Origin of the sequence: Ruegeria sp. HKCCA4008 (assembly GCF_013033125.1) — a bacterium.
Lineage (GTDB): Bacteria > Pseudomonadota > Alphaproteobacteria > Rhodobacterales > Rhodobacteraceae > Ruegeria.
This window is the reverse complement of the sequence record NZ_WQDM01000001.1, coordinates 102758-117494: the sequence shown is the minus strand read 5'-3', so window position 1 is coordinate 117494 and position 14737 is coordinate 102758. Positions and strand designations below refer to the sequence as shown.

At 59.0% G+C, this 14737-nt stretch carries 14 protein-coding genes; 3 read left to right on the top strand and 11 right to left on the bottom strand.

Annotated elements, in window-relative coordinates:
- Positions 1-18 precede the first annotated feature (18 nt).
- Entirely contained in the window at positions 19-1563 is a 1545-nt protein-coding gene (locus tag GOW60_RS00575) for a Ppx/GppA family phosphatase (protein ID WP_152458711.1), read from the top strand.
- Positions 1564-1575: 12 nt separating this feature from the next.
- On the opposite strand, the gene GOW60_RS00570 is transcribed toward GOW60_RS00575, so the two are convergent.
- The 6 genes from GOW60_RS00570 to scpA all read right to left on the bottom strand — a co-directional run bounded on the left by GOW60_RS00570 (position 1576) and on the right by scpA (position 7039).
- Positions 1576-1950: a hypothetical protein gene (locus GOW60_RS00570; RefSeq protein WP_171227863.1), complete on the bottom strand. Its 375-nt coding sequence runs from the start codon at positions 1948-1950 to the stop codon at positions 1576-1578.
- 37 nt (positions 1951-1987) lie between these two features.
- Positions 1988-2989, bottom strand: coding sequence for an endonuclease/exonuclease/phosphatase family protein (locus GOW60_RS00565; RefSeq protein WP_171228336.1), 1002 nt, complete (start codon positions 2987-2989; stop codon positions 1988-1990).
- Between the two features lie 4 nt (positions 2990-2993).
- A complete protein-coding gene (locus GOW60_RS00560) occupies positions 2994-3674 on the bottom strand; it encodes a molecular chaperone DjiA (protein WP_171227862.1) in 681 nt (226 codons plus the stop codon).
- Between the two features lie 45 nt (positions 3675-3719).
- Positions 3720-4208 (bottom strand): GNAT family N-acetyltransferase, encoded by a 489-nt coding sequence (locus GOW60_RS00555; RefSeq protein WP_171227861.1) that lies wholly within the window; start codon positions 4206-4208, stop codon positions 3720-3722.
- Entirely contained in the window at positions 4205-4807 is a 603-nt protein-coding gene (locus tag GOW60_RS00550) for a VOC family protein (protein WP_171227860.1), read from the bottom strand. Before GOW60_RS00550 ends, GOW60_RS00555 begins: the two co-directional genes overlap by 4 nt.
- A 105-nt stretch (positions 4808-4912) precedes the next feature.
- Positions 4913-7039: a methylmalonyl-CoA mutase gene (scpA, locus tag GOW60_RS00545; protein WP_171227859.1), complete on the bottom strand. Its 2127-nt coding sequence runs from the start codon at positions 7037-7039 to the stop codon at positions 4913-4915.
- Between the two features lie 168 nt (positions 7040-7207).
- Here scpA and GOW60_RS00540 point away from each other — a divergent pair, with 168 nt between their 5' ends.
- The gene (locus GOW60_RS00540; RefSeq protein WP_152458718.1) at positions 7208-7654 is read left to right on the top strand and encodes a DUF4174 domain-containing protein; all 447 of its coding nucleotides are present in this window, start codon (positions 7208-7210) and stop codon (positions 7652-7654) included.
- 76 nt (positions 7655-7730) lie between these two features.
- Here GOW60_RS00540 and GOW60_RS00535 read toward each other — a convergent pair whose 3' ends face one another.
- Both GOW60_RS00535 and GOW60_RS00530 read right to left on the bottom strand, forming a co-directional pair.
- Positions 7731-9779, bottom strand: coding sequence for an acetyl/propionyl/methylcrotonyl-CoA carboxylase subunit alpha (locus tag GOW60_RS00535; protein ID WP_171227858.1), 2049 nt, complete (start codon positions 9777-9779; stop codon positions 7731-7733).
- Between the two features lie 116 nt (positions 9780-9895).
- Positions 9896-10099 carry a hypothetical protein gene (locus GOW60_RS00530; RefSeq protein WP_171227857.1) on the bottom strand — a complete coding sequence of 68 codons (204 nt, stop codon included), beginning with the start codon at positions 10097-10099 and terminating at the stop codon, positions 9896-9898.
- Positions 10100-10749: 650 nt separating this feature from the next.
- On the opposite strand from GOW60_RS00530, the gene GOW60_RS00525 reads away from it, so the two are divergent.
- Positions 10750-11901 carry a DcaP family trimeric outer membrane transporter gene (locus GOW60_RS00525; RefSeq protein WP_171227856.1) on the top strand — a complete coding sequence of 384 codons (1152 nt, stop codon included), beginning with the start codon at positions 10750-10752 and terminating at the stop codon, positions 11899-11901.
- Between the two features lie 86 nt (positions 11902-11987).
- On the opposite strand, the gene GOW60_RS00520 is transcribed toward GOW60_RS00525, so the two are convergent.
- From GOW60_RS00520 to GOW60_RS00510, 3 genes are all read right to left on the bottom strand, one after another.
- Positions 11988-12341, bottom strand: coding sequence for a hypothetical protein (locus GOW60_RS00520; protein ID WP_171227855.1), 354 nt, complete (start codon positions 12339-12341; stop codon positions 11988-11990).
- A gap of 133 nt (positions 12342-12474) precedes the next feature.
- A complete protein-coding gene (locus tag GOW60_RS00515) occupies positions 12475-12960 on the bottom strand; it encodes a DUF6497 family protein (RefSeq protein ID WP_171114817.1) in 486 nt (161 codons plus the stop codon).
- Between the two features lie 108 nt (positions 12961-13068).
- Positions 13069-14601, bottom strand: a complete 1533-nt coding sequence (locus tag GOW60_RS00510) for an acyl-CoA carboxylase subunit beta (protein ID WP_152458724.1) — start codon at positions 14599-14601, stop codon at positions 13069-13071.
- Positions 14602-14737: the final 136 nt, after the last annotated feature.

Sequence of the window (14737 nt, the reverse complement as noted above, 5' to 3'; positions counted from 1 at the left end):
GCATTATCTGGAAGACACATGGATCAGACCGCTGCAACCGACATCCCTGATTGGGGACCTTTCGGAAAGCCACTGTTCGACGAGCCCGGAACCCGGGCATTGTCGCGTGTCGGAGTTGTCGATGTCGGATCCAACTCGGTCCGGATGGTCATCTTTGACGGTGCGGCCCGATCGCCGGCCTATTTCTACAATGAAAAGGTCATGTGCGAATTGGGCGCGGGCCTGTCCGAGACCGGGCGACTGAACCCGCGTGGGCGCGAACGGGCACTGGCGGCGCTGCGACGGTTTCAGAATCTGGCGGTTGATCTGGAATTGCCGGGCCTGCATGTCGTGGCCACGGCAGCGGTGCGCGAGGCCAAGGACGGGCCGGATTTCTGCGATCAAGTCAAGGCAGAGACCGGGCTGCACGTGGAAGTCATCGACGGGGAAGAAGAAGCCCGTTTATCAGCTCAGGGAGTGCTGCTGGGATGGCCTGGAGCCTATGGCCTGATCTGCGACATCGGCGGGTCGTCGATGGAACTGGCCGAGATCGGAGACGGTCAGGTCGGCCGCCGCCTGACTTCGGCCCTCGGGCCGCTGAAACTGCGCGATATCAAGGGCGGGCGGCGCGCACGCAAGGCCCATATCAAAAGCACGATGGAACAGCTGCGCGATCAAATGGGTCCGCAGCGGGATCGTCTGTTTCTGGTTGGCGGCAGCTGGCGAGCCTTTGCCCGGCTGGACATGCTGCGGCGCGGCTATCCGCTGAACGTGCTGCATGAATACCGGATGACGACAAAACAGGTTCGTGAAACGATCAAGTTCATTGAAAAGAACGATCATGAAAAGCTGCGCAGCCAGGCCGGTGTATCCAGCTCGCGGATGTCGCTCATCCCCTACGCGATGGATGTTCTGGCCCGGTTGATCCGAACGTTCAAACCGAAGGACATCGCCATATCCAGCTATGGGATCCGGGAGGGATTGCTGTATGAACAGATGTCGCAGGAGTTGCGCGACCGGGACCCGTTGATCGAAGCCAGCCTTTTTTCCGAATCCAAGGATGCCCGCCTGCCCGGATTTGGCCGAAACCTCTATGATTTCGTGATGCCGCTGTTCAAATCAGCCCCCCCCAGCAGCGTTCGACTGATCAAGGCTGCATGCCTGCTGCACGATGTCAGCTGGCGTGCTCATCCCGATTACCGGGCCGAAGTCTGTTTCGACAACGTCACCCGCGCCAATCTGGGTGGCTTGAAGCATTCAGAACGTGTCTTTATCGGGCTGGCCTTGCAGCACCGGTATCGCAACAAACGCGAGGGCAACCGCTTTGCGCCCCTGTATGATCTGCTGGACGAAAAAGGCCAGAAAGACGCCGAGATTCTGGGCAAGGCCATGCGCTTTGGCGCGATGCTGTGGATGCACAATGACGCCAATATGGGGCGTCTGAAATTCTATCCCAAAAAGCGGGAGTTGGAGCTGTACCTGCCCGAAGCAGCAGCCCCCCTGTTCAGTGAAGTTGCCGAAGCGCGCCTGAATTCACTGGCGAACGCCCTGAAATCCGATACGCGCGTGATCATCAAGGGCTGACCCTCGATCCGATCAGATATCAGTTGACCCTTCGGGTAATTCTTCACCTTCATTTTCAGGCTCTGGCGGATCCTCGGCCTGTTTCCTGCGGATGATGATATCGCCATTGGGCAAGATCTCGGGCGCTTCATAAGCGCTCCAATCCTTGATCTCGGCCCCCAGTTCGGCCAGTGCGGGGCCCATTTCTCGCAAGAACGACTGCATTGCCGGGCCAAACTCATCCGCAAGGCCCAGCAGATCATCCAGTGCCGGTTCCATTTCCTTGCGCAGACCTTCGAAAAACAGCTCGGCGCCCTGTTCCATCAGGGATTTGCTGTTGTCTTCCTGCGAAAGGGCGGGCGCGGCAATGCCGGCCGTGATCATGCTGATCAGCAAAACGTGTTTCATACCTGATATATAGCGCCCCAACCGCAGGCGTGAAAGGTCACAGGTCGATGTCCAGTGTGACCGGGAAATGATCTGACGCCGTCAGCAGCGCCTGTCGCAGGTCCGGTGCGGACCAACAGGCCGCGTCGCGAAACGGATGCCAAATGCGCCAGACCGGACGGTATGCACGCAGATCCTGGGTAATCATTATGTAATCCAGAAGAGCCTCGAGAAACCTGCCTTCTTCCGGGCGGGCAAAACGCGCCGTGGAAGGTATCGATCCCGGCCGAAAACCATGAGCCGTCACCGCGTGCGGGTCGAACAACCCTGCCTCCAGCAAAATCTCGACCGAAGAGCGGCCGAACAGATGCTCGAACTCATCCAACCCGGGGCCGTCGTTCAGGTCTCCCAGCAGAATGACAGGTTCCTGGCTGGCAACGTGCATCTCGACCCGCCTGGCCAGCCAGACCGCCTGCGCCAGTTGCTTGCGGCGGTTGGCAATCGAGATCCGGATCGCCTCATCCCGCGACCCGGCCCCATGCGGAGCCTTGGATTTCAAATGAGCTCCGATCAGCCGGACGTCGTGGCCCGATTGCGTCGTCACCGCCAATTCCATCGGTGGTTTGGAAAACCGCACGACATCCTCGGTCGCATCAATATCCAGATCGATTCTGAACGCACCATCGAACCGGGGGGCCAAGGGGTCGTCGATGTCACCCTTGGGATCATGGCGCACGGTGAGAATGGTCTTGTCGTAGAGCAGCGCCAGCTCTTGATGGGTGTCGTTGGCAAACCCCATCACCGCGTCAGAGATGCGCAGATCGAACGCCTCGGCAAAGGTTTGCAGGGCCCGCACCGTGTTCTGGCGTTTGCCGGTGTTCGGAGCCTCGACAATCAATACCGCATCCGCGTCAATCGCGGTCAGCACTTTTGCAATCGCCTCGACCTGCTGCGCCTTGGTGACATCATGCCGACCGGACCGGGTGTCATCGACGATCAGATTGTCGTTTTGATCAAAAAGATTGGCAAACCATTCGATATTGTAGGTCGCCAGCCGCATCCTGTCAGGCCCGCGCGCCGTTGATCTCATCCCAGGCGCGGTTGATGTCGATCATCTTTTTCTCGGCCAGTCTGATCGCCTCTTCCGGGACACCGCGCGCAATCATGGCGTCCGGATGCGTTTCGCGGACCAGCCTTCGCCAGACTTTGCGGATATCGGGCAAGGGCATGTCCTGCGGCACGCCCAGAACCGTGTAAGGATCTTTTGGCGCATCCGGCACAAATCGCGCCCGCAATGCTTTGAATTGAGCGTCGGACTGCCCGAAGATCTTGCTCACTTCCTCCAGGAACGCGTTCTCATTGGGGTGGTAGAACCCATCGGCCATGGCGATGTGAAACAGCCCCTCCATCAGGTCGCAAAGCGTGGTGCTGTCTTCGGCGAACATCCGGGCGATCTTGCGGGCATAATCCTGATACCCCGCCACATCCGTGCGCGCCATGTTGAAGACCCGCGCAGCGTCTTCTTCGTCTTCGCGCGCGATCTGGAACACATCGCGGAAGGCGGTGACTTCATCTCGTGTCACCTGACCGTCCGCCTTGGCCATTTTCGCGCCCAGGGCAATCACTGCAATCGTGAACGCCACCGATCGTTCCGGAGGTGTTCGCAGCTTTTCAAATACTGCGGCCAGGCTTTCGCCTTGGGCCAGCGCGCTGAGCGCATCGGATATGCGGGTCCAGATCGACATGGGCGTACACTAGCGTCACAATTCAGGACTGTCAGGTGCGACAGATCATTCAGGCGAAAGAATTTTCTGCATCAGCACAAGATCCAGCCATTGACCCCATTTGAACCCGACTTCGGGCATGCGACCAACCTGTGAAAAGCCCAGCGCCGCGTGAAACGCCACGGCGCCCGGATTGGCCGAGGAAATGCCAGCAACCAACACATGCACCCCGTCGGTTCGTGCGGCCGCCTCAAGCGCCTGCATCAAAGCCCGCCCAACGCCTTTTCCGCGCGCATCCGGTGACAGCTGGATCGAGTGTTCGCGCGTCTGCGCGTATCCGGGGCCCGCACGAAACGGGGCATAGGTGGCAAAAGCAACAACTTGCCCATCATGTTCGGCGACCAGGAATCCGGTGCCCCGCGCCGTGATATCCTTGGTGATTTGCGTCGCGCTGCGTTCATCGGTCGTGAAGGTGATCAAGGACTCGCGGATGATCGCATTGGTGATCCTGGCGATTGCGGGCGCATCCGCCGCCATGGCCGGGCGAATGATCATTCCAGCACCCGTACCCCATGAGGTGTCTCGAACTCCGCCCGGAGCGCGGCCGGGCCGGTGTCGAACACCACCTGATCCAATGCACCAAGATGTCTGGCCAACGTCAACGCATCCGGGTGGTACACAACCAAGCGCCGCAGCCGACAGCCGCTGTTTTGCAGCATGTCGGCCGGGTGAAGATCGCCCTGCCATTCGATCAGTGCGGGAAACAGGTTGTCGAACGGCAAGCGCCCGGTTGGTGGAACCGCCATCCGCCACCGCAGCGCGCCCCGGGTCAGATCGATCGGTTGCCCGACACCATCGGGAAACAACGCAAGCGAGGCTTCGATATCCTCGACCCGGCAAATCCAGTTGGTCAGACGCGGGCTGCCCTGGAAGCGATCCAGATCGAACCACCGCGTTCTGCCAGGTGTTTGCGCCTGCGGGTCGATCGCAATCGCCTCCAGATAAAGCCCGTCCCTGAGGCCCAGCAACTTGTTGTATGTCCCGAACTTCTCGTGCTTGCCGCCGGGTTGCAGCGCAACGCCAAGCGCTTGTTCGATATGGGCAGATGCGTCTTCCAGCGTTTCACCCGCGACGGCCAGATGATCCAGTAACATGTGCCACCTCCTGCAAGTTTACGGCCAGACCCTTGCGGATCTGGCCGTATGTTTCCGCCAAAGAGGCGCGATCACAAGATGTTTCGACGAAAAACCCGACCTTCGTCAGCCGCGCGCTTCGCTGATCAGGCGCAGGATGTCTTGAGCGGCCTCGGGAATGTTGGTGCCCGGGCCAAAGATGGCCTTGACCCCATGATCATAAAGGAACTGGTAATCCTGCTGCGGGATCACCCCGCCGCAGATCACGATGATGTCCTCGGCCCCGGCCTTTTTCAGCTCTTCCACCAGTTGCGGAGCCAATGTCTTGTGCCCTGCCGCCTGCGAGGAAATGCCGACCACATGCACGTCATTGTCCACCGCGTCCTGCGCGGCCTCGGCCGGGGTCTGGAACAAGGGGCCAACGTCCACGTCAAAGCCGATATCGGCGAACGCGGTGGCAATCACCTTGGCCCCACGGTCATGACCGTCCTGCCCCATCTTGACCACCAGCAGACGGGGGCGACGGCCTTCGGCCTCGGCGAATTCCTCGATGGATTTCTGGATCGCGGCAAAGCCTTCGTCGCCCTCATAGGCCGCGCCATAAACGCCGGCCAGGGTTTTCACTTCGGCGCGGTGGCGGCCGAATTCCTTTTCCATTGCCATGCTGATCTCTCCTACGGATGCGCGGGCGCGGGCGGCCTCGACCGCAGCAGCCAGCAGGTTTCCACCCTCTTGGGCAGCCTTGGTCAAAGCGTCCAGCGCCTGTTGGCAGGCAGCCTCGTCGCGGGTTGCACGGATACGTTCCAACCGCGCGACCTGAGCTTCGCGAACGGCCACGTTGTCGACGTCCAGAATATCGATCGGATCTTCCTGTTCCTTGCGATATTTGTTGACCCCGACGATCACCTCTTCGCCGCGGTCGATCATGGCCTGGCGGCGCGCGGCGCTTTCCTCGATGCGCAGCTTGGGCATGCCGCTGGCCACGGCCTTGGTCATGCCGCCCATTTCCTCGACCTCTTCCATCAGGGCCCAGGCTTTTTCGATCAGCTCATTGGTCAGGCTTTCGATGTAATAAGACCCCGCCAGCGGGTCGACCACATCGGTCACGCCGGTCTCTTCCTGCAACACTAGCTGCGTGTTCCGGGCGATACGCGCCGAAAAGTCGGTGGGCAGCGCGATCGCTTCGTCCAGCGCATTTGTGTGCAACGATTGAGTCCCGCCCAGAACCGCGCTCATCGCCTCATAGGCGGTGCGGATCACGTTGTTGTAAGGGTCCTGTTCCTGCAACGAAACACCTGACGTCTGGCAGTGGGTGCGCAGCATTTTTGACCGTTCGGATTTCGCGCCGAACTCGGTCATGACCCGGTGCCACAGCGTGCGTGCGGCGCGCAGTTTGGCGATCTCCATGAAAAAGTTCATGCCGATGGCAAAGAAGAACGACAGCCGGCCTGCGAACTTGTCCACGTCCATCCCGGCCTGTGTCGCTGCACGGACATATTCGCGCCCGTCGGCCAGGGTATAGGCCAGCTCCTGCACCAGGTTCGCGCCGGCCTCTTGCATGTGATAGCCCGAGATCGAGATCGAGTTGAACTTGGGCATCTCGTTCGAAGTATACTCGATGATGTCCGAGATGATCCGCATCGAGGGCTCGGGCGGGTAGATATAGGTGTTTCGCACCATGAATTCCTTCAGAATGTCGTTCTGAATGGTGCCGGACAGAACCGATTTGTCGTGCCCCTGTTCCTCTCCTGCCACGATGAAGTTCGCCAGGATCGGGATCACCGCGCCGTTCATGGTCATCGAGACCGAGACCTGATCCAACGGAATGCCGTCGAACAGGATTTTCATGTCCTCGACACTGTCGATGGCCACACCGGCCTTGCCCACGTCACCGACGACACGCGGGTGGTCGCTGTCATAGCCGCGGTGGGTGGCCAGATCGAAGGCAACCGAAACACCCTGCTGGCCCGCCGCCAGGTTGCGGCGATAGAAGGCGTTGGATTCTTCGGCGGTCGAAAAGCCCGCATACTGACGGATCGTCCACGGACGGCCCGCATACATCGTGGCCTTCACACCGCGTGTAAACGGACCAAAGCCCGGCAGCGAACCCATATGCGGCAAACCGGCGGTGTCTTCCTGCGTATAGAGCGGTTTGACCGCAATGCCTTCCAGCGTCTCTTTGGTCAGGTCGTCCAGCGGACGTCCGCGCAGCTCTTTCTCGGCCAGCGCTTTCCAATCCTTGGTGTCGGTCATTTCGGTTTCCTCTTGTCAATTCGGATGGCGGCAGTCGAAAGCTTCCGCATTGAGGTCTTGCGCTTGGCCGTTTCATTCAGCCGCAAGCGCGACATTTTGAGTGTTTGGTACAAATCGTCGGTCGCAATCGGTGTCACAGAGGCTATATTCGAAGGAACAGGAGGCCACATGACACGCACGCTTGCCTTTGTTTTCTTGGCACTAATCCCGATGTCTGTCTGGGCGGCGGATGGCACGGCGACGACGGATGACAGTTTTGTCCGCCCGGTGGGTGACAGCGAACTCAGCGAGTTTCTTTGGGTCAACCGACCCATCGTAGTCTTTGCCGACACGCCGGCGGACCCGCGGTTCCAGCAACAGATCGACATGCTGCTCGAAGGCGAAGCCGCAATGCGTGAGCGTGACGTGGTGGTTCTGACCGATACCGACCCATCGGCGCGGTCTCCGATCCGGTCACAGCTGCGCCCGCGCGGGTTCCAGATGGTATTCGTCGACAAGGACGGCGTGGTCAAACTGCGCAAACCTTCTCCGTGGAGCGTGCGCGAGATTGGTCGGTCCATCGACAAGACCCCCCTGCGCGAACGCGAAATCCGCGATCGGCGCGAAGGCGGCTGACCGCTTTCGCCACCCCGAAAGACCCCGGCACAGAATGCCGGAGGCTTTGACAGGTATGGCAATAGCGCGGTCATGATCACTCGAATTCGATGATCACTTCGTCCACGGCGAGGCTGTCGCCGGGGCCAGCATTGATCTTGGCAACGATACCCTTCTTCTCGGCGCGCAGGATGTTTTCCATCTTCATCGCCTCGATGGTGCACAGCGCCTGACCTTCCTGCACCTCTTGCCCCACTTCGACGTCGATCTTCACGACTAGGCCGGGCATCGGGCACAGCAGCATTTTCGAGGTGTCGGGCGGCAGTTTTTCAGGCATCAGCCGCGCCAGTTCGGCCTGACGCGGGGTACGTATCTGCACCTTGAGATCCGCGCCGCGGTTACGAATGCGGAACCCGCCCGAGATCTTGCCCACCTTCATGACAAGCGGCGCGTCATCGACCGTCATGACGGCAAGCTGATCGCCCGGGGTCCAATCACCCGTCACCCGCATTTCCTGACTGTCGTCAAACCTGATCGTGGCCCCATCCTGATCCGCGTTAACCTTGACGGGCCACTGGATTTCGCGTCCGAAGGAGACAACCCAATCGGTGCCGACCTTGCGTTCGTGATTGTCCATCCGACCCGACACGCGGGTCCGGCGAATTTCTGCGACGCGATGCATGGCCGCGCAGGACGCCGCAATCCGGCGCAGGTCTGCCTCGGCCAGTTCGACGCCTTCGAACCCGTCGGGGTATTCCTCGGCGATGAAGGCCGTGGTCATATCGCCGCTGATGAATTTCGGATGATCCATCACGGCGGACAGGAACGGCAGGTTGTGGCCAATGCCTTCAACCTCGAAACTGTCCAGCGCCACGCGCATCGCCTCGATCGCCTGATCACGGGTCGGAGCCCAGGTACACAATTTGGCAATCATCGGGTCGTAATACATGCTGATCTCACCGCCCTCATAGACGCCGGTGTCATTTCGAACAGCAACATCGCCTTCGGGCGCATCCCCCTGCCATTTGCCGTTGGCCAGCATCGGCCCGGCTGCCGTCTCCTGAGGCGGGCGATACCGGGTCAGACGGCCAATCGAGGGCAGGAAGCCGCGATACGGATCCTCGGCGTACAGGCGGTTTTCGATCGCCCATCCGGTCAGTGTCACGTCGTCCTGCGTGATCGACAGCTTTTCACCCGCTGCCACGCGGATCATCTGTTCGACCAGATCAACGCCGGTGATCAGTTCGGTGACAGGGTGTTCCACCTGCAAACGCGTGTTCATTTCCAGGAAATAGAAGTTCTTTTCACCGTCAACGATGAACTCTACCGTTCCCGCGCTGGAATAGCCCACGGCCTTGGCCAGGGCCACCGCCTGTTCCCCCATGGCTTTGCGTGTTGCTTCGTCCAGAAACGGCGACGGCGCCTCTTCCACGACTTTCTGGTTCCGGCGCTGGATCGAGCATTCGCGCTCGCCCAGGTAGATGCCGTTTCCATGGCTGTCACACAGAACCTGAATTTCGATGTGACGCGGTTGGGTCACGAATTTCTCGATGAAGATCCGATCATCCCCGAACGAGCTTGCGGCTTCGTTCTTTGACGACTGAAAGCCCTCGCGCGCCTCGTCGTCATTCCACGCGATCCGCATGCCCTTGCCGCCGCCGCCGGCGCTGGCCTTGATCATGACAGGATAGCCGATCTCGTTCGAGATTTTGACCGCCTCATCGGCGTCTTCGATCAGCCCCATATATCCGGGAACCGTCGACACATTCGCGTCCTGCGCGATTTTCTTCGAGGTGATCTTGTCGCCCATCGCCTCGATCGCGCCTTTCGGGGGGCCGACGAAAACCACGCCTTCGGCTTCCAGCGCCTCGGCAAACTTGGCGTTTTCGGACAGGAAACCATAACCGGGATGGACCGCCTGCGCGCCACTCTGGCGAATGGCGTCCATCACCTTGTCGATCACGATATAGGACTGGTTTGCAGGTGGCGGGCCGATATGGATGGCTTCGTCCGCCATCGACACATGCAGCGCGTTCTTGTCCGCGTCCGAGAAAATGGCGACGGTGCCGATACCCATCTTGCGGGCGGTCTTGATAACCCGGCAGGCGATCTCGCCCCGGTTGGCGATCAGGATCTTATTGAACATGGAACGTCCTTTGGCTTGGTGTTCTGGAAACGCAAAACGCCGCCGCAGGGAACAATCCCCACGACGGCGTGATACGCGATGACGGGCGGGACGACACGCGCCCCGCAAAATATGCGTTAGTTACAGGTGTTCTGCGTTTTGCAGTACAGCACGTTGCCCGCCGCGCCGACGGCTGCGCCAAACAACGGGTCCGCGTTGAGGACCGCCGCCCCCACTGCCCCGGCACCTCCGCCGAGGATTGCCTGTTCGCCCGTGGTGTCTCCGCAGGCGGCCAGGCCCGCGCAGGTCGCCGCAGCAAAGATGAAGCGTGAGAATCGCATTGTATCTGCCCTTTTTGGTTTCTTGGTCCTTTTCGGGTCAGATGCGCGAAACACGCCCTGTTATTCAACATCAACGGGTGCGCAGGCGATTTTTGTGCGGGATTTTGCCTTTTTTTGTCCGATACAGGCAAAAAGAAAAACGCGGACAGGACTATGTGGGGAACACAAGCCTGCCCGCGCAAGGAAGGGGTACGGAATAGTAGGTGCATGTGCGGCGCAGGCAAAGTAGAGCCGCACGGCTTAACCAGTTTGCACAGCACAATATTGGCGGCAAACACAGTATTGTTTCCAATCGGGATTTCGGCTGGAATCTGCCCACACCCGGAAATGCCGCGCAACTTCGCGCCGATACCGGTTCGATACTGCTCGGGCGTTTGAGGCCTCTTTGCCGTCACAGTTTCGTGACAGATCAAGCCGCTTTCCGCGCGTTTCGCGGTTGCAGCATCACGACTCTCGGTCAGCGTTGGACATACAGAACCGCTTTGCGCCAATGCGTTATCCAAGCGGCTCAAGACGTCGTGTTTCAGCGCAGTGAAAAACACACATTTGCTTGAAAAATCAACATCTTCACTTCCCATTCTCGTGATTTCCCAAGGTTTGGACCTCGTGAAACGGTCCGTGTGCACACTCGCACTCAAAGGAATACCCACATGACGAAGACTAGAAAAAAGGCACTCCTGCTTGCTGCCTCTGCGCTCAGTGTGACCAGCACGCTTGCTTTTGCCCAGGATGCCCAAACTCAAGCCGAACTTGACGCCTTGCGCGCCCGGGTCGAGGCGCTGGAATCCGCCAGTGCCGGCCCTGCCAACGGTGACTTCCGCATCGGCAACACCGTTCTGGACGTTTACGGATATGTAAAGGCCGACTTCTTCTACGATTTCGAGTTCGATCAGGGCGACACGGCGTTCGTGAATGTCATCGGGGAACCGTCGGCCGCGACCGATGGCACATTTGGTGCCACCGTCCGCCAATCGCGGATCGGTCTGCGCACCACCACCCCAAGCGGTATCGGCGATATCGGCGGACAACTGGAACTGGATCTGTTCGGTTCCGGCGGAACGGCCGAATTGCGTGTACGCCACGCCAATATCACCATCGGTGACAACTGGTTGATCGGACAGACCTGGACCAACTTCATGCCGCTGGACACCTACCCGACCTCGGTGGAATTCAACGGCCCCGTTGGTATCCCTTTCGCACGGGTTCCGCAGGTTCGCTATACCAACTCTTTCGGAACGAACACGTCCTTCGCCGTTTCGATCGAAGAGAATGTCGGCGGTTCGAATTCGGACGATCCGGTTTTGACCGCATCCGCCGAATACAATGACGGGACTTATGTCGCACGTTTGTCCGGCCTTTATGGCAAGGCGGAATCCGGCAATGTCGAAGTTGATCAGACCGGGTTCACGATATCCGGCTCGGTTCGCCCATGGCAGGGCGGCCTGTTCCAGGTCAACTACGTGAACGGCGAGGCACTCGGCCCGTACCTGATCGGCCTTGGTGATCCCATCGTGAACGGCCAGGCCAATGACGTGGATGGATACACCATCGAATTCCGGCAGGATCTGAGCCCGAAATGGAATGTTGGCATTGCATACGGCAAAGAAGACTATGACCTGCCGACCTCGACCGGAACCCTGTCGTTCACCGAACTGGAAACGATCCACGTCAACGCATTTTACAAGGCAACCGAGGATCTGACACTTAGCGCCGAGTACATCTATGGCGAACGGAACGACGCGCCGACCGGCAGAACCTTTGACGGAAACCGCGTTCAGCTGGCCGCTCAGTTGAACTTCTGATGCCGCACACGGATCCTGCCCGGTTTCGGGCAGGGTCATCCCGGAACCGGTCTTGATGGGCTGATATGCGGCGGCTTGGATCACGATTAGCCTGTCCCGTCGATTACGTCGGGAAAGGACGCACGGGCGGCGTCCACATCGATTACCAGCATTGCGTCATAGCTGGCCGGATCAAAAGGATCTTCCGCCGGGATGACTTCGCGCCCGAAAAGCCAGCTGAGACGTCCGGCATCCAGATTGCCCCGCTCGAACGGCTGATCGCCGAAATGCGCCCAAAGGGCCTCCATGAAGGCGACATCGGCGCGTTTGTCCGCTGGTTTGCGATCCCGGAACCGTTCCCGCCGCGCAAGCGGCGTCACACCCTTGGGATTGGCGCGGCGAATAGTGAACTGAAAATCGGTGCCTGAAAGACGCCCCGGAAACCCGCGATGTTTCAGCATGGCGACACTCCACAGCTTTGTTTTGCAGACAAAAATAGTTCGAACCCGAACTTGGATGGGATCATGTTGCGCACCTCCAAAGCCGCACCGTTGGTCTGAGAAGCTTTGACGTCATGACAGCGTAAGTTCATGGTCAAAGCCCTTCCCAGATACACCGGGACTGCTCCAGCCGGTAGGCTTCAAAATACTGTGTCGCGTCCGGAGCGGTGTCGCCAAATTCCACCGGGCGATCAGACAGGGAAATGACAACTCTGGATGGCTGCAATTCGTGCAGAGCCACATAAGGAACGGCTAGAACCTGGCACAGATGCTCCATATCCTTGGACGCCACGTCATAGCCGATCCGTCCCACTGACGCTCCGATCTTCGGGGCGACAAATCGAAAGCGCACCCAAAGCTCACCGGGGTTGTTGTCCAGCAGGACATCGCTCAGATGCACCGGCTGACCGGACGGCACCGGCAATGAACTGTCTGTCTGGGCAAAAACAGGAACGCCGAGCGCACACAACACCAGACATATGGCACGATCCCGGACCCACCGAAGGCAGGCTCCTCCTTCCGGGATCGCGCGCGCAGTGCTTTTGGCCTGCGCGGTTCTATGTCTGACGGGTCGGATCATTCAACTATTTGTCGCTTTTTGTCAATTCCGCCGCAATTTTGAGCATTTTCGCTAAAAATCGGACTGCCAGTGCCAACAACCGGGGCGGACAACGCCGCCCCGAATGGGTCAAAGCGGAATATTGTCGTGCTTTTTCCAAGGGTTCTTCAGCTGTTTGCCGCGCAAACTGGCAAAGGCTCTGGACACGCGCCGGCGGGTCGAATGCGGCATGATCACCTCGTCGACGAAACCGCGTTCGGCCGCGACAAAGGGGTTTGCAAACCGATCTTCGTAATCAGCGACATGCTGTGCGGTCTTTTCCGCATCATGCAGATCTGCCCGATGAATAATCTCGGTTGCACCCTTGGCACCCATCACCGCGATTTCGGCTGTCGGCCAGGCATAGTTGAAATCGCCGCGCAGATGTTTGGACGCCATAACAACATAGGCACCGCCATACGCCTTGCGCGTGATCACCGTGACCTTGGGCACGGTCGCCTCGCCATATGCATAAAGCAGCTTTGCGCCGTGCTTGATCACGCCGCTATATTCCTGCTGTGTGCCCGGCAGAAAGCCCGGAACATCGACAAGCGTCAGGATCGGAATTTCGAAACAGTCGCAGAACCGCACGAACCGCGCCGCCTTGCGTGAACTGTCAATATCCAAACATCCCGCCAAAACCATCGGTTGGTTCGCCACGACACCAACGGTCTGACCTTCCAGCCGAATAAAGCCGGTGATGATGTTCTTGGCGAAATCTTCCTGAATTTCGTAGAAATCGCCTTCATCGGCTATTTTTGTGATGAGTTCCTTCATGTCATAGGGCGTGTTTGGATTGTCCGGAACCAGAGTGTCCAGCGAATCCTCGATCCGGTGAGGGTCATCAAAGAACGGACGCACCGGAGGTTTCTCGCGGTTGTTGAGCGGCAGGAAGTCCACCAGACGGCGCACTTCTGCCAATGCTTCCACATCGTTTTCGAACGCGGCGTCGGCGACCGAGGATTTCTTGGTGTGGGTCGAGGCGCCACCCAGTTCTTCGGCCGTTACAACCTCGTTGGTAACCGTTTTGACCACGTCGGGGCCCGTCACGAACATGTAAGACGTGTCTTTGACCATAAAAATGAAGTCAGTCATCGCGGGGCTGTAAACCGCTCCGCCAGCGCATGGGCCCATGATTACGCTGATCTGCGGAACCACACCCGAGGCCGTGATGTTGCGCTGAAACACTTCGGCATAGCCGGCCAGCGAAGCCACGCCTTCCTGGATCCGTGCACCGCCCGAGTCGTTGATTCCGACAATCGGTGCTCCGTTTTGCACCGCCATATCCATGATCTTGCAGATTTTCTGGGCATGCGTCTCGGACAGCGACCCACCAAAGACCGTAAAGTCCTGGCTGAACACATAGACCATGCGGCCGTTGATGGTGCCCCAGCCGGTGACAACACCATCACCCGCAGGTTTTTGATTTTCCATTCCGAATTCGGTGCATCGATGACTGACGAACATGTCGAATTCTTCAAAGCTGCCCTCATCCAGCAGCAACTCGATCCGCTCTCGCGCCGTCAGCTTTCCGCGCGCATGCTGGGCATCAATCCGCCTCTGCCCGCCGCCCAGTCGTGCGTCGTTGCGGCGGTTTTCCAACTCGGAAAGGATGTCTTTCATGACGATTATCCCCTGTAAAATTTGCGGGGACCCTACCCTTTCGCGCCTCTCATCCAAAGCTCTTTTCGGCAAATTTGCAAATATCCAGCAACAACAATCTGGATAACTGTAAACTTGCAAAGTCTCTTGTTGAGAT